At 67.9% G+C, this 26,472-nt stretch carries 28 protein-coding genes and 1 tRNA gene; 14 read left to right on the forward strand and 15 right to left on the reverse strand.

All coding sequences use genetic code 11. From position 1 onward, the window contains the following. Window positions 1-65: 65 nt before the first annotated feature. Window positions 66-719, forward strand: a complete 654-nt coding sequence (locus OLX23_RS05205; RefSeq protein ID WP_264443514.1) for a carbonic anhydrase — start codon at window positions 66-68, stop codon at window positions 717-719. 78 nt (window positions 720-797) lie between these two features. On the opposite strand, the gene OLX23_RS05210 is transcribed toward OLX23_RS05205, so the two are convergent. Beyond that, window positions 798-2,189, reverse strand: coding sequence for a hypothetical protein (locus tag OLX23_RS05210; protein ID WP_264443515.1), 1,392 nt, complete (start codon window positions 2,187-2,189; stop codon window positions 798-800). A gap of 295 nt (window positions 2,190-2,484) precedes the next feature. On the opposite strand from OLX23_RS05210, the gene gyrA reads away from it, so the two are divergent. Genes gyrA through trmFO form a run of 3 tightly spaced genes read left to right on the forward strand, consistent with a single transcriptional unit; the run spans window position 2,485 to window position 6,994 of the window. Beyond that, window positions 2,485-5,274 (forward strand): DNA gyrase subunit A, encoded by a 2,790-nt coding sequence (gene gyrA, locus OLX23_RS05215; RefSeq protein WP_264443517.1) that lies wholly within the window; start codon window positions 2,485-2,487, stop codon window positions 5,272-5,274. Further along, entirely contained in the window at window positions 5,271-5,627 is a 357-nt protein-coding gene (locus tag OLX23_RS05220) for a DUF952 domain-containing protein (RefSeq protein ID WP_264443518.1), read from the forward strand. The genes gyrA and OLX23_RS05220 overlap by 4 nt, the downstream gene beginning before the upstream one ends. Before the next feature lie 26 nt (window positions 5,628-5,653). Then, a complete protein-coding gene (trmFO, locus tag OLX23_RS05225; protein WP_264443520.1) occupies window positions 5,654-6,994 on the forward strand; it encodes a methylenetetrahydrofolate--tRNA-(uracil(54)-C(5))-methyltransferase (FADH(2)-oxidizing) TrmFO in 1,341 nt (446 codons plus the stop codon). A 113-nt stretch (window positions 6,995-7,107) separates the two neighbouring features. Here trmFO and OLX23_RS05230 read toward each other — a convergent pair whose 3' ends face one another. From OLX23_RS05230 to OLX23_RS05250, 5 genes are all read right to left on the reverse strand, one after another. Further along, a complete protein-coding gene (locus OLX23_RS05230) occupies window positions 7,108-7,653 on the reverse strand; it encodes a hypothetical protein (protein WP_319641294.1) in 546 nt (181 codons plus the stop codon). A 93-nt stretch (window positions 7,654-7,746) separates the two neighbouring features. Then, a complete protein-coding gene (locus OLX23_RS05235) occupies window positions 7,747-8,385 on the reverse strand; it encodes a hypothetical protein (protein WP_264443522.1) in 639 nt (212 codons plus the stop codon). Window positions 8,386-8,389: 4 nt separating this feature from the next. Beyond that, window positions 8,390-9,787, reverse strand: a complete 1,398-nt coding sequence (locus OLX23_RS05240; RefSeq protein ID WP_264443524.1) for a pyruvate dehydrogenase complex E1 component subunit beta — start codon at window positions 9,785-9,787, stop codon at window positions 8,390-8,392. Continuing rightward, on the reverse strand, window positions 9,787-10,797 hold the full coding sequence (pdhA, locus tag OLX23_RS05245; RefSeq protein WP_264443741.1) for a pyruvate dehydrogenase (acetyl-transferring) E1 component subunit alpha: 1,011 nt from the start codon (window positions 10,795-10,797) through the stop codon (window positions 9,787-9,789). Before pdhA ends, OLX23_RS05240 begins: the two co-directional genes overlap by 1 nt. A 249-nt stretch (window positions 10,798-11,046) precedes the next feature. Then, window positions 11,047-11,361 carry an FtsB family cell division protein gene (locus OLX23_RS05250; protein ID WP_264443525.1) on the reverse strand — a complete coding sequence of 105 codons (315 nt, stop codon included), beginning with the start codon at window positions 11,359-11,361 and terminating at the stop codon, window positions 11,047-11,049. Window positions 11,362-11,595: 234 nt separating this feature from the next. Between OLX23_RS05250 and OLX23_RS05255 the strand changes: the two genes are divergently transcribed. Beyond that, entirely contained in the window at window positions 11,596-11,910 is a 315-nt protein-coding gene (locus tag OLX23_RS05255) for a hypothetical protein (protein WP_264443527.1), read from the forward strand. A gap of 114 nt (window positions 11,911-12,024) precedes the next feature. Next, window positions 12,025-12,219, forward strand: coding sequence for a hypothetical protein (locus OLX23_RS05260; protein WP_264443529.1), 195 nt, complete (start codon window positions 12,025-12,027; stop codon window positions 12,217-12,219). Here OLX23_RS05260 and OLX23_RS05265 read toward each other — a convergent pair. The 5 genes from OLX23_RS05265 to grxC all read right to left on the reverse strand — a co-directional run bounded on the left by OLX23_RS05265 (window position 12,209) and on the right by grxC (window position 14,291). Then, entirely contained in the window at window positions 12,209-12,493 is a 285-nt protein-coding gene (locus OLX23_RS05265) for a HigA family addiction module antitoxin (RefSeq protein ID WP_264443531.1), read from the reverse strand. The two genes, OLX23_RS05260 and OLX23_RS05265, sit on opposite strands and share 11 nt — an antisense overlap. A gap of 69 nt (window positions 12,494-12,562) precedes the next feature. Beyond that, window positions 12,563-12,639: transfer RNA gene (locus tag OLX23_RS05270), tRNA-Arg, on the reverse strand. 70 nt (window positions 12,640-12,709) lie between these two features. Beyond that, a complete protein-coding gene (locus OLX23_RS05275) occupies window positions 12,710-13,207 on the reverse strand; it encodes a DUF1178 family protein (protein ID WP_264443533.1) in 498 nt (165 codons plus the stop codon). Window positions 13,208-13,215: 8 nt separating this feature from the next. Next, on the reverse strand, window positions 13,216-14,031 hold the full coding sequence (locus tag OLX23_RS05280) for a carbon-nitrogen hydrolase family protein (RefSeq protein WP_264443534.1): 816 nt from the start codon (window positions 14,029-14,031) through the stop codon (window positions 13,216-13,218). Beyond that, window positions 14,028-14,291: a glutaredoxin 3 gene (gene grxC, locus OLX23_RS05285; protein ID WP_264443536.1), complete on the reverse strand. Its 264-nt coding sequence runs from the start codon at window positions 14,289-14,291 to the stop codon at window positions 14,028-14,030. The genes OLX23_RS05280 and grxC overlap by 4 nt, the downstream gene beginning before the upstream one ends. A gap of 155 nt (window positions 14,292-14,446) precedes the next feature. Between grxC and OLX23_RS05290 the strand changes: the two genes are divergently transcribed. Further along, on the forward strand, window positions 14,447-14,920 hold the full coding sequence (locus OLX23_RS05290) for an Hsp20 family protein (protein ID WP_264443538.1): 474 nt from the start codon (window positions 14,447-14,449) through the stop codon (window positions 14,918-14,920). Window positions 14,921-15,189: 269 nt separating this feature from the next. Here the strand turns inward: OLX23_RS05290 and OLX23_RS05295 are convergent, their stop codons facing one another. The 3 genes from OLX23_RS05295 to tpiA form a co-directional block, all read right to left on the reverse strand. Continuing rightward, window positions 15,190-16,821 carry a CTP synthase gene (locus tag OLX23_RS05295; RefSeq protein WP_264443540.1) on the reverse strand — a complete coding sequence of 544 codons (1,632 nt, stop codon included), beginning with the start codon at window positions 16,819-16,821 and terminating at the stop codon, window positions 15,190-15,192. A gap of 144 nt (window positions 16,822-16,965) precedes the next feature. Continuing rightward, complete coding sequence (secG, locus tag OLX23_RS05300; protein WP_264443542.1) at window positions 16,966-17,370, reverse strand: preprotein translocase subunit SecG; 405 nt, start codon at window positions 17,368-17,370, stop codon at window positions 16,966-16,968. A gap of 96 nt (window positions 17,371-17,466) precedes the next feature. Beyond that, window positions 17,467-18,228 (reverse strand): triose-phosphate isomerase, encoded by a 762-nt coding sequence (tpiA, locus tag OLX23_RS05305; protein WP_264443543.1) that lies wholly within the window; start codon window positions 18,226-18,228, stop codon window positions 17,467-17,469. Window positions 18,229-18,438: 210 nt separating this feature from the next. Here tpiA and OLX23_RS05310 point away from each other — a divergent pair, with 210 nt between their 5' ends. Beyond that, a complete protein-coding gene (locus tag OLX23_RS05310; RefSeq protein ID WP_264443544.1) occupies window positions 18,439-20,370 on the forward strand; it encodes a peptidylprolyl isomerase in 1,932 nt (643 codons plus the stop codon). Window positions 20,371-20,378: 8 nt separating this feature from the next. Further along, the gene (gene trpE, locus OLX23_RS05315) at window positions 20,379-21,896 is read left to right on the forward strand and encodes an anthranilate synthase component I (protein WP_264443546.1); all 1,518 of its coding nucleotides are present in this window, start codon (window positions 20,379-20,381) and stop codon (window positions 21,894-21,896) included. 98 nt (window positions 21,897-21,994) lie between these two features. On the opposite strand, the gene OLX23_RS05320 is transcribed toward trpE, so the two are convergent. Then, window positions 21,995-22,213, reverse strand: coding sequence for a type II toxin-antitoxin system Phd/YefM family antitoxin (locus OLX23_RS05320; RefSeq protein ID WP_264443548.1), 219 nt, complete (start codon window positions 22,211-22,213; stop codon window positions 21,995-21,997). Window positions 22,214-22,305: 92 nt separating this feature from the next. Here OLX23_RS05320 and OLX23_RS05325 point away from each other — a divergent pair, with 92 nt between their 5' ends. Genes OLX23_RS05325 through OLX23_RS05345 form a run of 5 tightly spaced genes read left to right on the forward strand, consistent with a single transcriptional unit; the run spans window position 22,306 to window position 26,406 of the window. Then, window positions 22,306-22,890, forward strand: coding sequence for an anthranilate synthase component II (locus OLX23_RS05325; RefSeq protein ID WP_264443550.1), 585 nt, complete (start codon window positions 22,306-22,308; stop codon window positions 22,888-22,890). Next, window positions 22,887-23,879 (forward strand): anthranilate phosphoribosyltransferase, encoded by a 993-nt coding sequence (gene trpD / locus OLX23_RS05330; protein ID WP_264443552.1) that lies wholly within the window; start codon window positions 22,887-22,889, stop codon window positions 23,877-23,879. Before OLX23_RS05325 ends, trpD begins: the two co-directional genes overlap by 4 nt. After that, window positions 23,876-24,664: an indole-3-glycerol phosphate synthase TrpC gene (gene trpC / locus OLX23_RS05335; protein ID WP_264443553.1), complete on the forward strand. Its 789-nt coding sequence runs from the start codon at window positions 23,876-23,878 to the stop codon at window positions 24,662-24,664. The genes trpD and trpC overlap by 4 nt, the downstream gene beginning before the upstream one ends. A gap of 51 nt (window positions 24,665-24,715) precedes the next feature. Further along, complete coding sequence (moaC, locus tag OLX23_RS05340; protein WP_264443555.1) at window positions 24,716-25,204, forward strand: cyclic pyranopterin monophosphate synthase MoaC; 489 nt, start codon at window positions 24,716-24,718, stop codon at window positions 25,202-25,204. Beyond that, on the forward strand, window positions 25,201-26,406 hold the full coding sequence (locus OLX23_RS05345; RefSeq protein WP_264443557.1) for a molybdopterin molybdotransferase MoeA: 1,206 nt from the start codon (window positions 25,201-25,203) through the stop codon (window positions 26,404-26,406). The genes moaC and OLX23_RS05345 overlap by 4 nt, the downstream gene beginning before the upstream one ends. Window positions 26,407-26,472: the final 66 nt, after the last annotated feature.

Genomic DNA, 26,472 nt, shown 5'->3' on the forward strand with positions numbered 1-26,472 from the left:
GCGCCCCAGATAGGCCGATGTTCGCCCCCTTGCCAGTGGCAAAGTTCGGGACCAATAGACGGGCCATGACCCAGGAAACCTCAGCCGAGCTCGCCCACCTCATCGACGGCTATCGCCGCTTCCGCCAGACCGGCTGGGCCCGACGCCGCGAACGCTGGGAACAGCTGAGCCAGGCGCAGGAACCGAAGGTGATGGTCATCGCCTGTTCGGACAGCCGCGTCGATCCCGCGCAGATTTTCGACGTCGACCCCGGCGAGATCTTCGTCGTGCGCAACGTTGCCGCGCTGGTGCCGCCCTTCGAGACCACGCCCGGCCTCCACGGCGTCTCGGCCGCGCTCGAATTCGCGGTGCAGGTGCTCAAGGTCAAGGAAGTCGTGGTCATGGGCCACGGCATGTGCGGCGGCTGCAAGGCGGCGCTGACCCAGAGCCTCAAGGACGCACCGCGCGGCGAAGGCGGTTTCGTCGCCGACTGGATCGGGCTGCTCGACGAGGCGCGCGAACCGGTCGCCGCCGCACACGGCACCGAGGGCCGCGACGCCGAGCGCGCAATGGAGCAGGCCGGCGTCAAGGTCAGCCTCGCCAACCTGCGCAGCTTCCCCTGCGTCCGCAAGGGCGAGCGCGAAGGCACGCTCAAGCTGCGCGGTGCCTTCTTCGCGATCTCCGACGGGCAGCTCCACCTGCTCGACGAGGCGGCCGGGAGCTTCGCGCCGATCGCGTGATCCCTCCGTCTCTCGGGGACAATGAAAAAGGGCGACGGTTTCCCGTCGCCCTTTTCTTTTGCGGCTTGAAGGCCCGGCTTACTGCGCGGCGGCGACCGGCGTGGCGCCACCAGCCTTCGAGGCGGCATAGGCCGTCCAAAGCTGCGCGATCGGCTTGCGCGGTCCCTGCACCTTGGCGAAGGTCGCCTGGGCTTCGGCCGCCTTGCCCTGATCGATCTGGGCGATGCCCAGACGTGTGAGCACGCGGTTGGCGTCGGCCGGCGACTTGCCCAGCGCGATCGTGTAAAGCGCCTCGGCCTTGGCGGCGTCGCCATAGCTGAGGAAGGCATCGCCCGCGGCGCCGGCGGTCACCGCCGTGGCATTCGCCGCGCGCGCATCCCGTTCGAGACCCGGCAGCGAAGCGCGGTCGGCCGAGAGACGGCCGCTGGCGACCTGGCGCGCCTCGGCGACGTCGCCCGCGGTGATCTTGCCCGAAGCGACACCCGCCTCGATGACCTTGAGCGCTTCGCCCGGCAGCGTGCGAGCATCGGCGTTCTCGAGATATTCGAGATAGTCGCCGCGCGTCGTCATCGAACCCGAACGCGACATCAGGCGCATCAGGTCGAGGTTCTCCTGCTTCTGATAGCTGGACAGCTGGCGCACCACGTTGATCGCATTGCTCCAGGCCGAGACCGAAGGATAGTAGCGCACGAGATCTGCGGCCAGTTCGTTGGCCGGGGCAGCCTGCTTGGTGTCGTAGGCAGCCTGCAGCGCGGTGCGGATCGAGGTCTCGCTCGGCTTGGTGCCCGCAGCCTTGGCCGCAGCGATGTCGCGCTGCGCCATCTGCAGCGGCGCCTGGGTGTTGCCCGTGCGCTTGTAGGCATCGGCGAGGACGCGATCGAGCAGGCCCTGCTGATCCTGGTAACCCGAAGCCTTGGCCGGCTCGAGATACTTCACCGCACCGGCATAGTCCTGCTTCTGGTAGGCGGTGACGCCCGCGAGGAACTGGACCTGGCCAGCCATCGCCGGCTGCAGCACGCCGCTGTCGATCATCAGCACCAGGCCCTGATGCTGGAGCGCGACGTCATCGGTCAGCACGCCATAGGTGCGCGTCATTTCGCCCAGCTTGAGCTTGTCGCCCGGGGTCGAAGCGGCGGCGCTGGCGGCATCGAGCTTGGCCTTGGCACCGCCGAGCTCGGTATCGAGCTGCGCGACGGCAGCGGCCTTCGCCTGGGCATTGGTGCCCGCAGCCTTGACCGCGGCAGCGCCGGCCGGCGGCGTCTTGGCCGCGTCCGACAGCGTCTTGTCGAGCGCCGCGGCAGCGGCCGCGAAGGGCTTCGAGAACTCGATCTTCGGGCCCGACTGCTCGTTCTTCTTGGCGGCAAGCGCGGGCTGCGCGACGAAGGCGCCCGAAACGCCCAGGGCCAGCGCGAGACCGAGCGCGGTACGCGAGAACAGAGTGCCGCGTTTCGCGGTGGTGGTCCGGATCATCTTCACGTCTCTCCTTGAAAGCCGCGGCAGGGGGAGGAGGTCCGCCGCACCCATGTGAAACTTCCGCCTGCGCTGATGACGTCGAAACGTCGGCTTGGCAACCGGTCTGCCGCTAGAGAAATACCGCTGAACGGCCTTTTAATCCGATTTGTCTCATCCGTTCATGTTCGACGCGGCAGGTGTGGAAAACCCCGCGTTCGCGGGAGCTGTAGGCAAGCTTCGGCTGGCATTCCCCTACCCCTTCGCCTAGGGCCGTCGGATGACATTTCCCGGCAACAGAACAAGCTAACCCGGCGTGAGCGAAGACACCGAGATTCAGGACAACCCGCACCCCCTGGGTGAGTTCCAGCGCGTCGACATCGTCGACGAGATGAAGACCAGCTATCTCGACTACGCGATGAGCGTGATCGTCAGCCGTGCGCTGCCCGACGTGCGCGACGGCCTCAAGCCGGTCCACCGCCGCATTCTCTTCGCCGCGCAGGAAGGCGGCATGGTCGCCGGGCGCCCCTATCGCAAGTCGGCGAAGATTGTCGGCGACGTTATGGGTAACTACCACCCGCACGGCGACAGCGCGATCTACGATGCGCTTGCGCGCATGACGCAGGATTGGTCGCTGCGCGTTCCGCTGATCGACGGCCAGGGCAACTTCGGCTCGATGGATCCCGATCCGCCGGCGTCGATGCGCTATACCGAGGCGCGCCTGGCGCGGGTGGCCAACACGCTGCTCGACGATCTCGACAAGGACACGGTCGACTTCATCGACAACTACGACGGTTCGCGCCAGGAGCCGACCGTCCTGCCCGCACGGTTCCCGAACCTGCTGGTCAACGGCGCCGGCGGCATCGCCGTCGGCATGGCCACGAACATCCCGCCACACAACCTCGGCGAAGTGATCGACGGCTGTCTCGCCATGATCGAGAACCCGGCGATCACCACCGACGAACTGATCGAGATCATCCCCGGGCCGGACTTTCCCACCGCCCCGCAGATTCTCGGCACCGCTGGCGCGCGCGCGGCCTACAACACCGGCCGCGGCTCGATCATCCAGCGCTGCAAGTACGAGATCGAGGAAGGCCGCGGCGATCGCCGTTCGATCGTGCTGACCTCGATCCCCTACCAGGTCGGCAAGTCGGGCCTGGTCGAGAAGATCGCCGAAGCCGCCAAGGACAAGCGGATCGAGGGCGTTTCCGACATCCGCGACGAATCGAGCCGCCTCGGCGTGCGCGTCGTCGTCGATCTCAAGCGCGACGCCACCCCCGAAGTCGTGCTCAACCAGCTCTGGCGGCACACCCCGGCCCAGTCGTCGTTCCCCGCGAACATGCTGGCGATCCGCGGCGGCCGTCCCGAGATCCTGGCGCTGCGCGACATCATCCAGTCGTTCATCCAGTTCCGCGAAGAGGTCATCACTCGCCGCACCAAGTTCGAGCTGAACAAGGCGCGCGATCGCGCGCACATCTTGCTCGGCCTGGTCGTCGCCGTGACCAACCTCGACGAGGTGGTGAAGATCATCCGCGGTTCGTCGAACCCGGCCGCCGCGCGCGCCGCGCTGCTCACGCGCGAATGGCCGATCGGCGAGATCGCGCAGTATATCCGCCTGGTCGAAGCCATCGAGCCCGATGCCGAGCAGGCGGGCGGCACCTACCGCCTTTCCGAGATCCAGGTGAAGGCGATCCTCGACCTGCGCCTCCACCGCCTGACCGCGCTGGGCCGCGACGAGATCGGCGGCGAACTCGAGGAACTGGCCACGGCGATCCGCGGCTATCTCGAAATCCTGGCCGACCGCGTCCGCCTCTACGGCGTGATGCGCGAGGAACTGGTCGCGGTGCGCGAGACCTATGCCACGCCGCGCCTGTCGCAGATCGTTCCTGCCGCCGACGGCATCGACGACGAGGACCTGATCGAGCGCGAGGAGATGGTCGTGACCATCACCCTCGACGGTTACATCAAGCGCACCACGCTCTCGACCTTCCGCGCGCAGAACCGCGGCGGCAAGGGCCGTTCGGGCATGGCCACCAAGGACGAGGACGCCGTGGCGACGATGTTCGTCACCTCGACCCACACCCCCGTCCTGTTCTTCTCGACCGCGGGCAAGGTCTATCGCCTCAAGGTCTGGCGCCTGCCCGAGGGAGGGCCGACCACGCGCGGCCGGCCGATCGTCAACCTGCTGCCCGCGCTTGACCAGGGCGAGACCATCGCCACGGTGCTGCCGCTGCCCGAGGACGAGGCCGAATGGGGCAAGCTCAACGTCGTTTTCGCGACGGCCAAGGGCAATGTCCGCCGCAACGCCATGGACGCCTTCGCCAACATCCCGTCGAACGGCAAGTTCGCGATGCGTTTCGAGGATGACTCGGCTGATCGCCTGATCGGCGTCGCGCTGCTCGAACCGGGCGACGACGTGCTGCTCGCCACGCGCGGGGGCAAGGCCATCCGCTTCTCGGGCGAGGACGTCCGCGAATTCCAGAGCCGCACCTCGACCGGCGTGCGCGGCATGGCGCTCAAGGGTGACGACGAGGTCATCTCGCTGTCGATCCTCCACCGCGTCGGCGTCAAGGACCAGGACGAGCGCGAGGACTACCTGCGCTTCGCGCCGTGGAAGGGCGAGCGCGAGGGCGAGCCGACGATGAGCGCCGAGCGCCTGGCCGAACTGGCCGAGCGCGAGCAGTTCATCCTCACGGTCTGCGCCAACGGTTACGGCAAGCTGTCTTCGGCCTACGAGTACCGTCGCACCGGCCGCGGCGGCCAGGGCATCACCAACATCGACAACATCGGTCGCAACGGCCCGGTGGTGGCGAGCTTCCCGGCGAGCCAGGCCGATCAGCTGATGCTGGTGACCGACCAGGCCAAGCTGATCCGCCTGAGCCTCGACTCGCTGCGCGTCATCGGCCGCGGCTCGGCGGGCGTGCGCCTGTTCAACGTCGCCGACGAGGAACACGTCGTCAGCGCCGTGCGCCTCGACGAGCAGGAAGAGCCCGAGAACGCCGCCGAGGAAATGGTCGCTGACGAGATCGCCGGCCTGACCGAGACCACCCCGATCGAGGACCAGCCGGTCCGCGACCAGGACATCGGCGACGAGCCCGAGGAATGAGCGAGCAACCCGCCGTCGCCTACAAGGTCCTGACCGCCGATCAGATGGCGGACCTCGAACGCGACGGCAGTTTTTTCGCGGGTGCGCCGGTGGACCTGGCCGACGGCTATATCCACCTGTCGACCGCCGCCCAGCTCGACGAGACCGTGACCAAGCACTTCGCCGGCCAGAGCGACCTCCACGTCGCGGCGGTCGACCTGCTGGTGCTCGGTGACGCGGTGGTCTGGGAACCCTCGCGCGGCGGCGCGCTGTTCCCGCACATCTATGCCGCGCTGCCGCTGTCGGCAGTGATCGCCTATGGCCCGCTCGAACGCGACGAGGCCGGCAAGGTGAAGCTCCCGGTAGCGGGCTAGGCGTTCGGGCGCTAAGGCCCCGATCCATGACTTACGACGTACATATCATCGGCGGCGGGCTCGCCGGCAGCGAGGCTGCGTGGCAGCTCGCCAAGCGCGGGCTGCGCGTGCGGCTTTCTGAAATGCGCGGGACCGGGGAACGATCGCCCGCCCACCAGACCGATGCCCTCGCCGAGCTCGTCTGCTCGAACTCGTTCCGTTCGGACGATTCCGATAAGAACGCGGTCGGCCTGCTCCACCACGAGATGCGCCAGTGCGATTCGCTGGTCATGGCCGCCGCCGCCAAGGCGCAGGTGCCCGCGGGATCGGCGCTCGCCGTCGATCGCGACGTGTTCTCGGCCGAGGTCGAGGCCGCCCTCGCCGCGCTGCCGACCCTGGAGATCGTGCGCGAGCGGATCGATCGACTGCCCGAGGCCGGACTGACGCTGGTCGCCACCGGGCCGCTGACCGCCGAGGCCCTGGCCCAGTCGATCGGCGCGGCCACCGGTGCCGACAGCCTCGCCTTCTTCGATGCCATCGCACCGATCGTCTATCGTGATTCGATCGACATGGACGTCTGCTGGATGGCCGCGCGCTGGGACAAGGGCGGCAAGGACTACATCAACTGCCCGATGAACAAGGAGCAGTACCTGGCCTTCCACGCCGGGCTGCTCGCCGGCGAGAAGACCGAGTTCAAGCAGTGGGAGGCGAACACCCCCTATTTCGACGGCTGCATGCCGATCGAGGTCATGGCGTCGCGCGGGATCGAGACCTTGCGCTTCGGCCCGATGAAGCCCGTCGGCCTCGACAACCCGCACAGCGCCACGCCCGAATTCCCCAACGGCCGCTGGCCCTATGCCGTGGTCCAGCTCCGTCAGGACAACAAGCTCGGCACGATCTGGAACATGGTCGGCTTCCAGACCAAGCTCAAACACGCCGAGCAGGTGCGCCTGTTCCGCACGATCCCGGGTCTCGAGAACGCCGAGTTCGCGCGGCTCGGCGGGCTGCACCGTAACACCTTCCTCAACTCGCCCGTGCTGCTCGACCGCCAGCTGCGGCTCAAGACCGCGCCGCACGTCCGCTTCGCCGGGCAGATCACCGGCTGCGAGGGCTATGTCGAGAGCGCAGCCGTCGGCCTGCTGACCGGGCTGATGACCGCGGCCGAGATCGCCGGGCGCGACTGGCAGGCGCCGCCGCGCACCACGGCGATGGGTGCGTTGCTCGCGCATATTACCGGCGATGCCGAGGCCGAGACCTACCAGCCGATGAACGTCAACTTCGGCCTGTTCCCGCCGGTCGGCCCCGAAGTGAAGAAGAAGGGCCGCAAGGAAGCCTATACCGCGCGCGCCAAGGACGACATGCGCGGGTTTGTCGCGGCGCTGGGCTGACCAACCTCCATCGTCATCCCCGCGAAGGCGGGGACCTTTGGCCGGTGTATCTCGGCGATCTCAGAATGGATCGAGAGGGGTCCCCGCTTTCGCGGGGATGACGATGGGGCAGTTCAAACCTCCGGCTCGACCTCGTCCTCATCCTCGCCCGGCTCGACGTGCTCGATCGCACGCTTCCGGACGACGCGCACGGCCGGTGCACATTGGCACTTCGGCGCGGCCGCCGGCTTGGGCCGGGTCGCGACGAATTCTCCGCGGTCGAGCTTCTGGTCGCGGTTGCGGTCGGCCGCGTGGAAGCGGTCCGAGGTCTTCACCGCCCACTCCTCGAAGCTCAGCAGGTTGTTGCCGTCCTTGTCGAGCGCGCGGAACATGGCAGCGCGCGGGATCAGCATCTCGACGCGCGTGACCACGTTGTCGCGGTTGCGATCGATCCGGTTGAAACGCCGCTCCTCGCGGGTGATCTCGGTGGCCTCGGGCGGCGGCGCACCGCGCAGGCCCTTGCCGTCAACATTCGGCAGCGGCTGGACCGCGGCGGCGCTGGCCAGGGCGGCGTCGGGCGGCGGTGCACCACGTTCGGTGGCGGCGCGGCCCTGCCACCAGAACACCCCCGCCGCGGTCAGCAGCAAGGCGGCCAGAGCTCCGAGCAGGATGCGGTTCATCGCGGCGTCCCCCTTCGGACGCCGACCTTAGAGCGGTTTCACCGCCGCGTAATCAGTGGGTGCCTCGGAAATCGCGCTATCGCAGGCGGTGGTTCAGCGCCCGAGCAGCCCGATACGCAGCGCCGTCAACAAGGCGGCCGGGGTCTGTCCGTCGCGCCCCTTGGCGGCGAGGCCATGGAGCACGGCCAGCGGGCGCAGCGCGCGGGCGACACGCGGCGGCTTACCCTCCGCCGCCAGCAGGCGACGCGCCGCCGCCTGCTCCTCGGGATGCGCGACATGCGCGGCGAGATCGGCCAGTGCCCATTGCCGGCCGAGCTTGAGCGCCGGCGCAGGATCGGCGCCGAGCACGCGCGCCAGTCCGGCGAAAGCCTCGCCGCGCCCTTGTGCGAAGGCCAGCAGATCCGCCTCGGGCAGCGGCGCCGCGCCGGTCAGGTATTCCCAGCCGTTGACCAGCTCGATCGCGGCGGCGTGGCCACCGTTCCACGACTTGAGCGTGGCCAGCAGCGGCTCACCGCGCGGCCAGGCCTCGGCATCGACCTGCAATTGCTCGCGCCACCAGGCGAGGCGCAGCTGCGCGAGCGAGGGTTCGTGCGAATTGCGGACGATGCCGGCCAGCCGCTGGTCGAGCACGAGCAGCGCCAGGGTCGGCGCGCGTGCGGGCGCCGGCGCATAGGCCAGCGCCAGGCGCTGCACCGGCGGCAGCGCCTCCAACAGACCTTCGGCACCGCTCATAGGATCAGCGATAGGTGACCTGCTTGACCGCCGCGACGATCTTGGGAACGTCGATCAGTGCCGCCTTCTCGAGGTTGGCGGCATAGGGCAGCGGCACGTCCTCGTTGCAGACGCGCAGCACCGGAGCGTCGAGATCGTCGAAGCCCTTCTCCATGCAGACCGCGATCACTTCCGAAGCGATCGAGCAGACGGGGAAGCCTTCCTCGGCCACGACCAGGCGGTTGGTCTTCTTGAGGCTGGTCAGGATCGCATCGGTGTCGAGCGGGCGCAGGGTGCGCAGGTCGATAACCTCGACGTCGATGCCCTCGCCCGCAAGCTGCTCGGCGGCTTCGAGCGCGAGGCCGACGCCGATCGAGTAAGACACGATCGTCACGTCCTTGCCCTCGCGCACGGTCCGCGCCTTGCCGATCGGCAGGACGTGGTCGTCGAGTTCGGGCAGCTCGAACGAGCGGCCGTAGACGAGCTCGTTCTCGAGGAAGACCACGGGGTCCTCCGACCGGATCGCCGCCTTGAGCAGGCCCTTGGCGTCCGACGCGTCATAGGGCGCAATCACTACTAGGCCGGGCACGCTGGCATACCACGGGCCATAGTTCTGGCTGTGCTGCGCGCCCACGCGCGCGGCCGCGCCGTTGGGGCCGCGGAACACGACCGGGCAGCGCATCTGGCCGCCCGACATGTAGTTGGTCTTGGCCGCCGAGTTGATGATGTGGTCGATCGCCTGCATGGCGAAGTTGAAGGTCATGAACTCGACCACCGGGCGCAGGCCGCCCATCGCCGCGCCGGTGCCGATGCCGGCGAAGCCGTATTCGGTGATCGGCGTGTCGATGACGCGCTTGGGGCCGAACTCCTCGAGCAGGCCCTGGGTCACCTTGTAGGCGCCCTGGTACTCGGCCACTTCCTCACCCATCACGAAGACGCGGTCGTCGCGACGCATTTCCTCGGCCATGGCGTCGCGCAGCGCCTCGCGCACCGTAGCGATCTTCATGTTGGTACCGCGCGGAACCTCGGGATTGGCCGCGGGCTTGGCCTCACTGGCGAGCTGGGCCGTACCCGTCTCGGCCTTCTTCGGGGCTTCGGCCTCGGCAGGCTTGGCTTCGGCCTTCGGTTCGGCCGCAGGCTTTTCCTCGGACTTGCTCGCGGCGGGCGCCGGCGATGCCTCGCCCTCCCCCTCGATCAGCGCGATGACCGTGCCGACCTTCACCCCGTCGGTGCCTTCGGCCACGACGATCTTGCCGACCGTGCCCTCGTCGACGGCTTCGAATTCCATCGTAGCCTTGTCGGTCTCGATCTCGGCGAGGATGTCGCCCGACTGGACGGTGTCGCCTTCCTTGACCAGCCACTTGGCCAGCTTGCCCTCTTCCATCGTCGGCGAGAGCGCGGGCATCTTCAGTTCGATCGCCATCAGTAGCGCTCCACCAGAACGTCGGTGTAGAGTTCGGACGCATCCGGCTCGGGCGAATTCTCCGCGAAGTCGGCGCTTTCGGACACGGCCGCGCGGATGCGCTTGTCGATGTCCTTAAGCTTGTCCTCGGAAATCCCGCGCGCGAGCAGTTCCTTCTTGGCACCCTCGATCGGGTCCGACTTCTCGCGGACCTCCTGCACTTCTTCGCGCGTGCGGTACTTGGCCGGATCGGACATCGAGTGGCCGCGGTAGCGATAGGTGTTGAGCTCCATCAGCACCGGGCCGTTGCCCTGGCGGACGTAGTCGAGCGCGATCTCGGCGGCCTGGCGCACTTCGAGCACGTCCATGCCGTTGACGTCCATGCCGGGGATGCGGAAGGCGGTGCCGCGCCGGTAGAACTCGGTCTCGGCCGAGCCGCGCTTGACCGCGGTGCCCATGGCATAGCCGTTGTTCTCGATCACGAAGATGATCGGCAGCTTCCACAGCGAGGCCATGTTGAAGCTCTCGTAGACCTGGCCCTGGTTGGCTGCACCGTCACCGAAATAGGCCAGCGCGACGCCGCCGTCCTCGCGGTACTTGTGCGCGAAAGCGAGGCCCGCGCCCAGCGAGACCTGCGCGCCGACGATGCCGTGGCCGCCGTAGAAGCGGTGATCGACGCTGAACATGTGCATCGAGCCGCCCTTGCCGCGCGAGATGCCCGAATGGCGCCCGGTCAACTCGGCCATGATGACCTTGGGGTCGATGCCATAGGCGAGCATGTGACCATGGTCGCGATAGCCGGTAATCACCGAGTCCTTGGTGCTGTCGAGCGCCGACTGCAGGCCGACCGCGACGGCCTCCTGGCCGATGTAGAGGTGGCAGAAGCCGCCTATCAGGCCCAGGCCGTAGAGTTGGCCGGCGCGTTCCTCGAAGCGGCGGATGAGCAACATCTGCTCGTAGAATTCGAGCAGTTCCTCGTCGCTGGCCTTGTAGCGCTTCTCGTTGCCGTGCGCTTCCTGGAGGCTGCGCAGCGCAAAATTGTCGTCGCCCGCTTCGGCGAAGGCCGGCTCAGCCTTCTTGGCCGGCGCGGCGCGGCGCCGGGTGGCGGTGGAGCCGCTCTTGGCAGCGCTGCTCTTGGCGGCGACGGTGCCGCTTTTGGCGGGTTTGGCCAATTCCTGTCCCTTCTGGCAGATTCGCGGATGGGTATAAGCACAACCTGAACGCGGCGATAGGCACGCCGCGATAGGATCAGCACTGCGGCGATAACATCGCGCAGGGCATCAGTGGATGAGCATGACCATTTCGTCGGGATGCGCAACGTTGAGATTGCTGCGCAGCAGTTCGCCGGCGAGATCGGGGTCCATATGACGCGGATCGAGCAGCGCAACGCGGTTGCGCAGTTCGTCACGCTCCTGGGTGAGCACCACCACTTCGGCACGACGCTGTTCGAGCATGCGCTGGTTCTCGGCCCAGGCCAGGACGCCGCTGGGACCGGCCAGCGAATAGCCGGCCATGATCAGCAGACACACGAGCGCACCGCCCTGCACCAGGCTTTCCCGGGCGAGTTTCGGTTCGGTGCGCGTTTTCTTGATCATGCCTGACAGAATCACAGTTGATTCACGGATTCAAGCGGTTTTCGACCATTCGTTCAAGGACTTCACGAGAAAAGGTTGGCACGCCCGCGAAGATGGCTGCGGATAACCCTGCCGCCACGCTCACAGGCGAGCGCCGAGGCTGGACGACACCTCCCCGAGATGCCAGACCCCGCGCATCGAAGCCGCTGCCCGAAGCGTCCGGCAGCCGGCCAAATCAGGTGGGAAGGATCGACGATGGGCAAGTTTCTGATGGTCGTCACGAGCAGCGCCAAGGACGGCCGCGATGACGAATACAACGCCTGGTACGACGGCACGCACCTCAACGAGATCTGCGCACTTCCCGGCGTGGTCAGCGGCCGCCGCTACGACGCCATTCCCGTCACGCCGCATCCCCAGCCCACACCCTACCTCGCGATCTACGAAATCGAAGCCGAGGATCCCGCTTCGGTTCTCGGCGAGATGATGCGCCGTTCGCAGGCGGGCGAAATGTCGATGTCCGATGCGGTCGACGGCGAGAACGCCAAGATCTGGATGTACGAGCAGCACTGATCGCAGGGTCGAGGCACTGACCCCATGCGCAGGGCGGTTCATCACCAAGGCGGTCGCCCCCGCGGAACTCTTGCGTCACACCGGCCATTGAGCCGGTGCCGGACAGGAGGACCCATGCTCTGGATTGAGGGAAGCGGGCAGCGACCGCTGGGATGCGACAACGACGTGGGCGACAGCATGACCGCGTCCGAACAGATGTATTTCCTCGGTGCGCCGCTCGCGCATGTGCTGCACTACGAAGACGAGCTGCGCGACGACCGCCTGCGCCGCACGACCAACGTGCGGCACGCCCGCCGCATCATCGCTTAGAAATTTGCACCTGGGCTCCCTGGCCGCCGTGAGCCAGGTCGAAGCTCTCTTGCATCCGCAACAGCCATTCCGAACTGACGCCGAAGGCTTCTTCGAGCCGGACCGCGCTGATGTGATCGAGCGGAAGTTCGCCCCGCAGCAGCGCGGCCAGGCTTTCGCGATCGAAGCCGAGATGGTCGGCCAGTTGGGCTAGATCGACACGATAGGGCTCGACGATCGCGGTGCGGAACCAGTCTCCGGGGTGTAGCGCCAGCGAAATCTCGGGCTCGATCATACAGGTCTCGTCTCCGCCCCGAGACCAGCATAGCCGGCCCCGCCGATTGCGACAACTCGGTGACGGAACTGGTGCGCCCGACAGGATTCGAACCTGTGGCCCCCAGATTAGGAATCTGGTGCTCTATCCTGCTGAGCTACGGGCGCGCCGCCAGGGGTGTTAGACGGGCGGCACGCGCAAGGCAATGCGAAGCACGGCGAACTAGTTGGCCTCGCCCTAGTTGGCCTCACCGGGCGGCGCGATCGGGAATGGCAGCGGCGCCACCTCGATACCTTCCTCGAGCAGGGCCTCGGCCTCTTCCCGGGTGGCCTGACCGTGGATGATCTCGGCGTCGCGTTCGCCATAGTGGATCGCGCGCGATTCCTCGGCGAACTTGTCGCCCACCCAGCGCGAATCCTTGAGCGCCTCTGCCTGCATCGCATGAAGCGCATGGATCAGCTGGATCGCCTCGGGCGGCATCGGCGCCTTGGTCATCGGCTGCTGCGGCGAAGCAGCGGCAGGGGTCGCGCTTGGCGCTGCGGCAGGAGCCGACACCAGCTGGTTGCCCTTGCGCGCCAGGTTCGGTGCCATCGGCGCCTTGATCACTTCGGCCGAACCGCATTCGGGACACGACACCAGGCCGCGCGCCTGCTGCTCGGAGAAATCGCCCGAGGAACCGAACCAGCCCTCGAAGCGGTGGCCGGCCGCGCGGCATTCGAGATCGAATACAATCATTGCAACGCCTAAATGGCGATATCGCGACGGTTGGCAAGGCTCGGCAGCTGCGCGCGCACGTCTGCGATCCGTTCAGGGTGGAGCTCGGCAAAGCCGAGGCCGGCCTCGGCCTCACCCATGTCGAGCAGGATCTCGCCCCAGGGATCGACGACCAGGCTGTGGCCATAGGTCGAGCGACCATCCTCGTGCCGGCCGACCTGGGCCGCGGCGACGACATAGGCGCTTGCCTCGACCGCGCGGGCGCGCTGGAGCAGGTGCCAATGCGCCTTGCCCGTCGGTACGGTGAAGGCGGCGGGGATCGCGATGACGTCGCAGCGCGCCTGGCCCAGCGCCTCGAACAGCGCAGGAAAGCGGATGTCGTAGCAGATCGCCAGGCCAAGCCGGCCCAGCGGCGTCTCGACCGTCACCACCGCGTCGCCGGCGGCATAGGCGTTCGATTCCCGCCAGGATTCGCCGGTGTCCAGATCGACGTCGAACATGTGGATCTTGTCGTAGCGCGCGACGATCTCGCCGCTGCCGTCGATCACGAAGCTGCGATTGGCCCAGCTGCCGTCCTCGCGCAGCACTGCCAGCGAACCGATCGTCACCCAGATCCCCGATTTCGCCGCGGCCTCGCGCACGGCGGCGAGGACGCGGTCCTCGCCCTCGGGCACGACCTGCGTGATCGCGCGCTTGCGATCTCGGTCGACCAGGCCCGACATCTCGGGGGTGAACAGCATCTTCACCGCGCTGGCCTTGGCCGTATCGAAGGCCTTGACGATGGTCCGGGCATTAACCTCGGGATCGATGCCCGAAGTCATCTGCAGGACGGCGATCCGCTTCAAAGCCCGAGCACCGGGTCGAGCTTGCCCTGGCGATCGAGCGCCGAGATGTCGTCGAATCCGCCGTAAGCGACGTCGTCGACCAGGACCTGCGGCACGGTCATCGCGCCGGGCACGCGCGTGCGCATCTCGTCGCGCTTCGGACCGCCCATGGTGATGTCGTATTCGGTATAGGCCACGCCCTTGCTGTCGAGCAGCTGCTTCGCTGCGACGCAATAGGGGCAACCCCACTTGGTGTAGATCTCAACTTTCGGTGCGGACATCGGCAGACCTCTCGAAACGGCCCTCTTGAAAGGGTGGCGCGCTAACATATCTCAAAACGCGTGTCATGCGCCGCTCTGGGCATGACACGCATCACGTTGGAAGCGCCGCTTTCGGGCTTCCCTGTTGGAAAATTGCTCACACGAGGATTTGTGCCATGAACCGTTTCGACTTTACCCCCTATCGTCGCTCGATGGTCGGCTTCGACCGTCTGTTCGACCTGCTCGAAAAGCAGGGCCAGAGCGGCGAGGACAAGTACCCCCCGTTCAACATCGAACGCCGCGGTGACGATGCCTACCGCATCACCCTGGCCGTCGCCGGCTTCAAGCCGAACGAGATCGAGATCACCGCGCAGCAGAACCTGCTCGTCGTCCAGGGCCGCAAGGCCGCCGATGAAGAGAGCGGGCAGTTCCTGCATGTCGGCATCGCCCAGCGCGCCTTCGATCGCCGCTTCGAGCTGGCCGACTACGTGCGCGTCGACGCCGCGAATCTTGAGGACGGCCTGCTGGTGATCGACCTCGTCCGCGAAGTGCCCGAGGCGATGAAGCCCAAGAAGATCGCGATCGGCGGACAGAAGCCGCTGTCGATCGTCGAAGCCCCGGCCGACGCCGCGACCGACAAGGCCGCCTAAGTCATCGTAATGTTTTGAGGATTTGGGGGCGGGCCCGGGATTGGCCCGCCCCCGCGACGTTTGCACGCCGCCCTAGCCCCCATGTGATCGTCCGGGTCGCTGATGACGATCACCCGAAGGCGAGTTTCTTCAGGCCGCAACCAGCACCTCGAGAACGAGGCATCGCTGTCGGTGCTTTGCCGTTGCCTGCGGGAGGCAATTAGCAAAAAATCCTTACAAGAGGTTAGTTCAAAAGTGCACTTAGCCCCAGGTAGGGCTTCGGTTCGTCGCTAGACAAGCCGCGCCTGTCGCAAAGCCGCTTCGACGAAGCCGGCGAACAGCGGATGCGGATCGAACGGCTTGCTCTTGAGCTCCGGGTGGAACTGCACGCCGACGAACCACGGGTGGTCCGGCCGCTCGACGATCTCGGGCAGCAGCCCGTCGGGCGACATGCCCGAGAACACCAGACCGCCCTTCTCCAGCGCTTCGCGATAGGCACCGTTGACCTCGTAGCGATGACGATGCCGTTCGGAGATCGTCGTCGCGCCATAGATCGAGGCCACGCGGCTGTTGCCGGCAAGCTGCGCTTCGTAGGCGCCGAGCCGCATCGTGCCGCCCAGGTCGCCGCCCGCCGCGCGGGTCTGCAGGCCTTCGGCGCCCATCCACTCGGTGATGATGCCCACCACCGGTTCCTTGGTCTCGCCGAACTCGGTCGAGCTCGCCTCGGCGATGCCCGCGGTGTTTCGCGCGCCCTCGATGCAGGCCATCTGCATGCCCAGGCAAATGCCGAAGAACGGCACGTTGTGCTCGCGCGCAAAGCGAACCGAGGCGATCTTGCCCTCGCTGCCGCGCTCGCCGAAGCCGCCGGGGACGAGAATGCCGTGCATCGGCTCGAGCAGCGATGCGATCTCGGCATCGCCCTTCTCGAACAGCTCGGCGTCGATCCAGCGAACGTTGACCTTGACCCGGTTGGCCATGCCGCCGTGGCTCAGCGCCTCGTTGAGCGACTTGTAGGCATCGGGCAGGCCGACGTACTTGCCGACCACGCCGATCGTGACCTCACCCTCGGGGTTGAGCTGGCGATCGACGATGTCTTCCCAGCGCGCCAGCACCGGCGCAGGCGAGTCGAGACCGAAGTGGCGCAGCACTTCGGCGTCGAGACCCTCGGCGTGATACTGCAGCGGCACCGAATAGATGCTCGGCGCGTCGAGCGCGGGGATGACGGCTTCCTTGCGAACGTTGCAGAACAGCGCGATCTTCGCGCGGTCGCTGTCGGGCAGCGGCTTCTCGCAGCGGCACAGCAGGATGTCGGGCTGGACGCCCAGACCCGCCAGTTCGCGCACCGAGTGCTGCGTCGGCTTGGTCTTCAACTCGCCCGCCGCGGCGATATAGGGCACCAGGGTGACGTGGACCGCGCAGGTCCGCTCACGGCCGAGCTCGTTGCGCAGCTGGCGCAGCGCCTCGACGAAAGGCAGACCCTCGATGTCGCCGACCGTGCCGCCGATCTCGCAGAGGATGAAGTCGAGCCCGTCCTCGTCAGCCAGCGCAAACGCCTTGATCTCGTCGGTGACATGCGGGACGACCTGGACCGTCGCGCCGAGATAGTCGCCGCGACGCTCCTTGGCGATGATGTCGCGGTAGATGCGGCCCGAAGTGATGTTGTCCGACTGCTGCGCGGAGACGCCGGTGAAGCGCTCGTAGTGGCCCAGGTCGAGGTCGGTCTCGGCGCCGTCGTCGGTCACGTAGACCTCGCCGTGCTGATAAGGGCTCATCGTCCCCGGGTCGACGTTCAGATAGGGGTCGAACTTGCGGATGCGGACGCGGAAACCGCGTGCCTGCAGCAGCGCCGCGAGGCTCGCCGCCATGAGACCCTTGCCGAGCGAGGAGACCACGCCGCCGGTGATGAAAATATACCGCGCCATGGGAATTGAGCCTTAGTGCGTAGTGGGGGGGAAGAGCAAGCGCGCTGCGGCCAGCCGGCTGTAGGAATCCACAGCTAGCCAGCCGCGTCCCGCAAAAAACGGGTCAGCGCTGCATCGATGATGCCTGGTATGACTTCTGGGCGATTACTTCTTGGCGGCGCCAGCCAGCGGATCGTTTGCCGCAGGCGCTGCGGCCGGAGCCGCATCGGGTGCCGGAGCACCCGGCTGGGCCGCGCCCGCCAGCGGATCGACCGGTGCCGGCGCCACGGGAGCGGCCGGAGCGCTGCGATCGAGCGTGGTGTCGATCTTGCGGCCCGACGAGCCACCCGCGGCCATGGCGGCCAGGACGATGCTGAGCAGGACGAACAATGTCGCCAGGATCGCGGTCGAACGCGTCAGGAAATCGGCCGCGCCGCGCGCCGACATGAAGCCCGAGGGGCTGCCGCCGACGCCGAGCCCGCCGCCTTCGGAGCGCTGCATCAGAATGACGCCAACGAGCGCCGCCGCGATCAGGGCCTGGACGACCGTAAGGAAGATGATGATCGACATGCTATCCGGATATCATGAAAATGGCTGGCGCGCATCTAGGGGCTAGTGCGCCCGGGCGCAACCCGCGCGCACCGCCATTCGGATTCCTCGCGAGACTCAGGCCTGCTCGGCCAGAGCCGCAGCCGCACCGATGATCGCGGTGAAGGCTTCGGCCGTGAGGCTCGCCCCGCCGACCAGTGCACCGCCGACCTCGTCCGCCGCCAGAAGCTCCGAAGCGTTGCCGGCATTGACCGAACCGCCGTAGAGGATGCGCACGGCTGCGCCGGCCTCACCATAGGTTGCGACCAGCTTCGCGCGAATCGCACGGTGCATCGCGCCGACATCGGCAACCGACGGCACGCGGCCCGTACCGATCGCCCAGACCGGCTCATAGGCGACCGACAGCTTGGCTGCGGCTTCCTCGCCCTGCGGCAGCGAACCGGCGAGCTGATCGGTCACGACCGTCTCGGCATTGCCCGAATCCCGCTCTGCCTCGGTCTCGCCGACGCAGAGGATGACGCCGAGGCCGGCGGCCTGCGCGGCTTCGGCCTTGGCGCGGACCAGTTCGTTGCTCTCGCCGTGGAGCGCGCGGCGCTCGCTGTGGCCGACGATGACAAAATCGGCGCCGGCATCGGCCAGCAGCGCGGCCGAGACGTCACCGGTGAAGGCGCCGCTAGCCTGGACATGGCAGTCCTGCCCGCCCACGCCGATGTCGGCGGCGGCCTCGCGCATGGCGTTCACCAGGGTGAACGGCGGTGCCAGCGCCACCTGCACGCCGGGGAAGCGGCTCGCCGCGCGATCGATCGCGCGGGCTTCGGCCAGCATGGCGCGCGTCCCGTTCATTTTCCAGTTACCGACGATGTAGGGCAGACCAGCCATTAAATTCCCTCATTGCGAACCGAATCCCTTGCGATCGGCCGCTTGTCTTCAGGCGCAGCTATTCCAGGGGCGTCGCGCTTGTCAAAAGCCTATGTTGCAAAGCCCACAGCGGCGCGGCGAGCGGGCATTGCGGGAACGCCGATTGCCTCCTAAAGGCAGCCAACCCGGCCCGGAAGGACGCTTCCGGGCGCTTTCACGAGCGGTTGCCCCATGCTGCAGTTCTTCCGAAATTTCATCACGTCCAAGTTCGGCGCGGTCTTCGCCCTGCTGTTCCTGGGGTTGATCGCCTTCGCCTTTGCCGCGGGAGACATCGCCGGCTTCCGCAATAACGGCGGCAGTGGGGACAAGGTCGCCACGGTCGGCCGACAGCGGCTCGCCGCCGCCGACCTCAACCAGGCGGCGACCAACGCGCTCGATAACATGCGCCAACAGAACCCGCGCCTGTCGATGAAGGGCTTCGTCGCCTCGGGCGGGCTCGAGCGCGTGCTCGACGACATGATCGACCGCACCGCCCTGTCGGTGTTCGGGCAGAACCACGGCATCATCGCCAGCGATCGACTGATCGACAGCGAGATCACCAAGATCCCCGCCTTCCGCGGCCTCGACGGCAAGTTCAGCGAAAGCACTTTCCGCCAGCTGCTCGCGCAGCGTGGCATCAGCGAGAAGCTGGTCCGCGCCGACCTGGCCCAGGGCCTGATCGCGCGGCAGATCCTCGAGCCCGCTTCGTTCGGCTCGGTCGTCCCGCGTGAGCTCGCCACGCGCTACACCGCGCTGCTGCAGGAAAAGCGCAACGGCGCGATCGCCCTGCTGCCGGCTGCGCTGTTCGCGCCCAAGGCCCCGCCGACCGACAAGGAACTCGCGGACTTCTACGCGAGCCACCGCAACCAGTTCATCCGTCCCGAGCGCCGCGTGATCCGCTATGCGACCTTCGGCGACGAAGCGCTCAAGAATCTCGCCGCGCCCAGCGATGCCGAGGTCGCCGCCTTCTACAACAGCAACAAGGCGCAGTATGCGGCCAGCGAAGCACGCGTGCTGACCCAGCTGGTCCTGCCGACCGAAGCCGCCGCGCGCGCGGTCGCCGCCGAAGTGGCCAAGGGCAAGACGCTCAAGGCCGCAGCCGCGGAAAAGGGCCTGTCGGCCGGCGATCTGCCGCCTACCAACAAGGCCGACCTTGCCCGCACCAGCAGCCCGGCGGTCGCCGAAGCCGCCTTCGCCGCCGCGCAAGGCACGCTGGCCGCGCCCGCGCGCAGCGCCATCGGTTGGCACCTGATCCACGTCGATCGCGTCGACGCCCGTCCCGCACGCACGCTCGACCAGGTCCGCGGCGAGATCGTCCAGCAGGTCGCCGCCGCCAAGCGCCGCGCCGCACTGGGTGACCTGACCGCACGGCTCGAAGACGAGTTCGACAAGGGCGGCAACCTCGCCGACGCGGCCAAGGAGCTGGGCCTGACCGTCCAGACCACGCCGGCGCTGACCGCCGACGGCAAGTCCTATGTCAATCCGAGCGAGGCCATGCCGCCGGTGATCGCCCGGATCGCCTCGGCCGCCTTCGCGATGGAGAAGGAAAACGAGCCGCAGGTCGCCGAAGCCGAGGCCAACAAGACCTTCGTGATCTTCGACGTCAGCGACATCGCCGCCTCGGCACCGGCGCCGCTGGCCGAGATCAAGACCGACGTCGCGGCCGCCTTCCTGCTCGAGCGCGGCGCGAGCGCGGCCAAGGCCGCGGCCGACAGACTGCTCGCCGAAGCCAAGAAGGGCGTGCCGCTGGCCCAGGCCGCGAGCAACCTCAAGCTGACGATCCCGCCGGTCCAGACGATCGACATGAACCGCCAGCAGCTGACCCAGAACGGCCAGCGCCCGCCGCCGCCGCTGGTGCTGCTGTTCTCGATGGCCAAGGGCACGACCAAGCTGCTGCCGGCCGACGGCAACCGCGGCTGGTTCGTGGTCTCGCTCAAGGACATCGTCACGCCGCCGCCGGCCGCCAGCGCCACGCTGATCCCCGCCGCCCAGCGCGAGCTCGGCCAGCTCGTCGGCAACGAATATGCCGAGAGCCTGCGCCGTGCGATCCGCGCCGAGGTCAAGGTCTCGCGCGATGAGGCCGCGATCAAGGGCCTGCGCAACCAGCTCAGCGGCAGCAACTGATCACGCACATGTCCACGGGTCGTCTCGAGAACTGGAACAATGCCGCCGCCGCGCTCGTCGAGGGCAAGCCCGCGCTCGTCTGGCGCCGGCTGATCGCCGATACCGAGACGCCGGTCGGCGCCGCGGTGAAGCTGATCGAACCGGGCCGCGGCGACTTCCTGCTGGAGTCGGTCGAAGGCGGCGCCGTGCGCGGCCGCTACAGCCTGCTCGGGCTCGATCCCGACCTGGTGTTCCGCGCGACCGGCCATGCCTGCGAGATCAACCGCGACTGGCAGGGTGACCGCGCGGCCTTCGCTCCGCTTGCCGGCGATGCCCTTGCCGAACTGCGCGGCCTGGTCGAGGCCTGCCGCATCGACGTGCCGGCCGAGCTGCCGCCCGCGCTGGCCTGCCTGGTCGGCTATTTCGGCTACGAGACGATCGGCCTGGTCGAGAAGCTGCCGCGCGCCAAGCAGAGCGCGCTCGAGCTGCCCGACATGCTGTTCGTGCGGCCGACCCTAATCCTGGTATTCGACCGCCTCAGCGACGCGCTGTTCTGCATCGCCCCGGTCTGGCCTTCAGCCGCGGCGCCCAAGCGTGCGCTCGACCAGGCGCAGGAGCGGATCGACACCGCGCTCCACCGCCTGGCCAGCACCGTGCCCGCGACGCTCACCGACGCGACCTTGCCAGAACCGACGCTGACGCCAACCCTGGCCGAGGGCGCCTATCGCTCGATGGTGCTGCGCGCGAAGGAATACATCGAGGCCGGCGACATCTTCCAGGTCGTGCTGGCGCAGCGCTTCACCACGCCGTTCACCCTGCCGCCGCTCGCGCTCTATCGCGCGCTGCGCCGGGTGAACCCCTCACCGTTCCTCTATTTCCTCGACCTGCCCGGCTTCGCCGCGGTCGGCTCGAGCCCCGAGATCCTCGTGCGCGTACGTGACGGCGACGTCACGATCCGGCCGATCGCCGGCACCCGCCCGCGTGGCAAGACGCCCGAGGAAGATCGCGCCAACGAAGCCAGCCTGCTCGCCGATCCCAAGGAACGCGCCGAGCACCTGATGCTGCTCGACCTCGGCCGCAACGACGTCGGCCGCGTCGCCAGCGCCGGCAGCGTCAAGGTGACCGAAAGCTACACGATCGAGCGCTACAGCCACGTCATGCACATCGTCTCGAATGTCGAGGGTAAGCTCGACACGGACAAGCACGATGCGATCGACGCGGTCTTCGCGGGCTTCCCCGCGGGTACCGTCAGCGGCGCCCCCAAGGTCCGCGCCTGCGAGGTCATCGCCGAACTCGAGCCCGAGACGCGCGGCGCCTATGCCGGCGGCGTCGGCTATTTCGCGCCCGACGGCTCGGTCGACAGTTGCATCGTGCTGCGCACGGGCATCGTCAAGGACGGGGTGCTCCACGTCCAGGCCGGCGCCGGCATCGTCGCGGATTCGGATCCCGAATACGAACAGCGCGAGTGCGAGGCCAAGGCCGGCGCGCTGATCGCCGCCGCGCGCGAAGCCGTGCGCGTGGCGAGCGAGGCCGGGTTCGGGCAGTAAGCCGGCATCCCGGCGAAAGCCGGGACCTTTGGCCGGTGCATCTCCGCGATCTCAAAATAAACCGATAGAGGTCCCGGCTTTTGCCGGGATGACGGCTTTTAACGGACGCCGCTCTGCGATCCGCCCGACCACCGTTCCTTCAGATGCTCGATCGCCTCGACCCGCGTCTCGCGCGCGGCCTTGGTCTCGACCGGCGCGATCACCGCGACCTTGCGGCCGTGCGACGTGATCTCGACCCGCTCACCGTGCTCGACCGCGCGCAGCAGCTTGGAGAAGGAGCGGTTCGCTTCGGTAGCGGTCACGGTCCGGGTCTTCATTGGCGGAAATCTATCGCAATCATCATCTTTGCCCAATGCAGTATTTTAGCGAGGCAGTTCCCCTCGCCCATGCAAGACGCTAAGGGCCGCGCATGATCCTCGTCATCGACAACTACGACAGCTTCACCTGGAACCTGGTCCATTACCTTATGGAACTGGGCGCACCGGTCGACGTCGTGCGCAACGACGCGCTGTCCACCGGTCAGGCGATCTCGAGCGGCGCCGCGGGTTTCCTCATCTCGCCGGGCCCCTGCACGCCCAACGAGGCGGGGATCAGCCTCGATCTCGTCCAGGCTGCCGCCGACGCCGGCAAGCCGTTGCTCGGCGTCTGTCTGGGCCACCAGTCGATCGGCCAGGCCTTCGGCGGCAAGGTGGTGCGCGGCGGGCTGATGCACGGCAAGACCTCGCCCGTCACCCACGACGGCAGCGGCGTCTTCGCCGGCCTGCCCTCGCCGTTCACCGCGACGCGCTATCACTCGCTGATCGTCGAGGACATCCCGGAGGCGCTCGTGGTCAACGCGCGCTCGGACGACGGCCACGTCATGGGCTTCCGCCACGCGAGCCTGCCGATCCACGGCGTCCAGTTCCACCCCGAATCCATCGCCACCGAACATGGCCACGCGATGCTCGCCAACTTCCTCGCGCTCTGCGGGATCGACGCGCGCCTCCCCGCATGACCCGCCTGCCTGACGTCACCGCGCCGCTCGCCGAGGACGAAGCGGAAGAAGCCTTTGGCGCCATGCTCGACGGCAAGGTGGCGGACGAGGATATCGCCCGCTTCCTCGTCGCATTGTCGGACCGCGGCGAGACCGCCAGCGAGATCGCCGGCGCGGCCCGCGCGATGCGCGCGCGGGTGATCCCCGTCGCGGCGCCCGCCAACGCGATCGACGTCTGCGGCACCGGCGGTGACGGCTTCCACACGCTCAACGTCTCGACCGCGGTCGCGCTGGTCGTCGCCGCCTGCGGCGTGCCCGTGGCCAAGCACGGCAACCGCGCCGCCTCATCGAAGGCCGGCGCCGCCGACACGCTCGAAGCACTTGGCCTCGATCTCGACCGCGCGGCCGAGACCGCCGAGGCGACGCTCGCCGATTTCGGCATCTGCTTCCTCTTCGCCGCCAAGCACCACCCGACCGCGGCCCGGATCATGCCGATCCGCAAGGCGCTCGGTCGCCGGACGATCTTCAACCTGATGGGCCCGCTGGCCAATCCGGCTCAGGTCTCGCGCCAACTCGTCGGTATCGCCCGCCCGGCCTATGTGCCGATCTATGCCGAAGCGCTCGCTCGCCTCGGCACCGACCGTTCCTTCGTGATCTCGGGCGACGAAGGACTCGACGAGCTCAGCCTCGCCGGCGGCAACGAGATCGCTGCGGTCGGCTCGACCGGCTTCGTCATGCAGCGCGTAACCGCCGCCGACGCCGGCCTAGCCGCCGCCCCGGTCGAAGCGATCCGCGGCGGTGATCCGCAATACAACGCCGAAGCCCTGCGCCGCCTGCTGATGGGCGAAGAAGGCGCCTACCGCGACGCGGTCCTGCTCAACGCCGCCGGCGCGCTGATCGTCGCCGGCGAGGTCGAGGGCTGGCGCGAGGGTGTGGAGGAAGCCGCCGAGGCCATCGACAAGGGCCTCGCCAAATCGCTGCTCGACTGCTGGATCGCGACGACAAAATGACCGACAAGCTCACCGAAATCTGCGACACCAAGCGCGGCGAAGTCGCGGCGCGCAAGGCGCTGGCCTCGCTGGCCGATCTCGACGCGCGCGCCACGGCGCAGACCGCGCCGCGCGGCTTCCGCGCCGCGCTCGAAGCCAAGGCTGCGAACGGCTTCGCACTGATCGCCGAGATCAAGAAAGCTTCGCCCTCCAAGGGATTGATCCGCGAAGATTTTCAGCCTGCCGAACACGCCCGCGCCTATCAGGCAGGCGGCGCCGCCTGCCTCTCGGTCCTGACCGACGCACCCTATTTCCAGGGCCACGAGGATTACCTGATCGCCGCCCGCGCCGCTTGCGACCTGCCCGTGCTGCGCAAGGACTTCATGGTCGATCCCTGGCAGGTCGCCGAGGCCCGGGCGATCGGCGCCGATGCGATCCTGATCATCGTCGCCGCGCTGAGCGACTCTCAGATGGCCGAGATCGAGGCGGCCGCACTCGAACGCGGCATGGACGTGCTCGTCGAAGTTCATAACGAAGATGAAGTTACGCGCGCGAGCGCCCTGAAATCGCGTCTGATCGGCGTGAACAATCGCGACCTCAAGCGCTTCGTCACCGACATCGGTACGACCGAGCGCCTGGCCCCGCTGATGCCCGAGGGCACTCTCCTCGTCAGCGAGAGCGGGATCAATGGCCACGCCGACCTCGTCCGCCTCGCCCCGTGCGGCGCACGCACCTTCCTCGTCGGCGAGAGCCTGATGCGCCAGACCGACGTCGCAGCCGCCACTCACGCGCTGCTAAAAGGCTAATGCGCATTTGTTCTTGCGCGGCGCGCGGGTCCTTGCTTCGCTCGGCGCACAATGACCGATAGTTCGAACAGGCTCACCCATCTCGACGACCAGGGCCATGCGCGCATGGTCGACGTCGGCGGCAAGGCGGAAACGCAGCGCGTCGCGATCGCTTCTGGCCGCATCCGCATGTCGCCCCAGGCGCTCGCCGCGATCCGCCAGGGCGAAGTGCCCAAGGGCGACGTCATAGCCGCCGCGCGCATCGCCGGGATCATGGCCGCGAAGAAGACCGGCGAATTGATCCCGCTCTGCCATCCGCTCGCGCTCGACGCGGTGACGCTCGACTTCGCCTTCGAGGAAGACGGTGTCCGCGCCACGGCGACGGCCTCGCTGACCGCCAAGACCGGCGTCGAAATGGAAGCAATGACAGCCACTTCGATCGCACTCCTCACGATCTACGACATGGCCAAGGCGATCGACAAGGGCATGATCATCGATCAGGTCCGCCTGATCGAGAAGCGCGGCGGCAAGTCGGGCACCTGGAAGGTCGCGGACCTGTGAAGCAACCGCCACTGCCGCTCGAAGAGGCTCAGGCCCGGCTGCTCGCGCTCGCCGCGCCGTTGCCGATCGAGCGCGTCGACGTGGACGGCGCGCTCGGCCGCTATCTGGCCGAGCCGCTCGGCGCGCGCCGCACCCACCCGGCGACCGACCTCTCGGCGATGGACGGCTATGCCGTGGCGGCAGGCGACATGGCCGGCCCCTGGCAGGTGATCGGCGAGAGCGCCGCCGGCCATCCCTTCACCGGCGAAGTCCGCGCGGGCAGCGCCGCGCGCATATCGACCGGCGCGGTGATGCCCGCGGGCGCGGGCGCGGTGATCCTGCAGGAAGACATCGCACGCGATGGCGACCGGATCACCCTGACCGGCGAAGCGCCGATCCCGGAGGACAAGCACATCCGCCGCTGCGGGCTCGACTTCCGGCTCGGCACCCAGGTGCTGACGCCGGGCGTGCATCTGGGCCCGGCTCAGATCGCGCTCGCCATATCGGCAGGACACAGCCACCTCGCCGTGCGCCGCCGTCCGCGCGTCGTCGTGCTCGACAGCGGCGACGAACTCGCGATCGATTTCGACAGCTGCGCGCCGCATCAGGTGCCCGCCAGCAACGGCGTGATGCTCGCCGCCATGGCGCGCGCGCTGTCCTGCGAAGTCGAACGCATCGGCCCCGTTCCCGATTCGATGGAAGCCATGGCCGAAGCACTCGACCGCGCGGGTGAGGCCGACGTCGTCGTCACCAGCGGCGGCGCCTCGGTCGGGGATCACGATCTGGTTCGCCCCGCCCTGCTCGCATGGGGCGCCGCACTCGATTTCTGGAGAGTCGCGATCAAGCCGGGCAAGCCGATCCTGGTGGCAACCAAAGGCCGGCAGCTGATCCTCGGCCTGCCGGGCAATCCGGTGTCGAGCCATGTCACCGCCTATCTGTTCCTACTGCCGCTGCTGCGCGCCCTGCTTGGCGCCGCCGATCCACTGCCGCGGCGCATCCGCACGCGCCTGGCCGCACCGATGCGCGCCGGCGGCGCGCGCCGCGAGTTCCTGCGCGCGGTGTGGGACGGCGAGAGCGCGACCCCGCAGACGGTGCAGGACAGTGGCGCCCTCGCCCCGCTCGCGGCGAGCAATGTGCTGATCGACCGCGCCGCGCGCGCGCCAGCAGCAGAGGCCGGCGACACGGTCACGGTCTACTTGCTGGAAAATGGCGGAATTGCTTGACGGCACTCGAATCGTTTCTTAATTGTTCCGCATTCGTTCACTGAACTTCCGCCTATTTTGAGCGCC

The sequence above is a fragment of the Novosphingobium sp. JCM 18896 genome (genome assembly GCF_025938095.1).
Taxonomy (GTDB): domain Bacteria; phylum Pseudomonadota; class Alphaproteobacteria; order Sphingomonadales; family Sphingomonadaceae; genus Novosphingobium.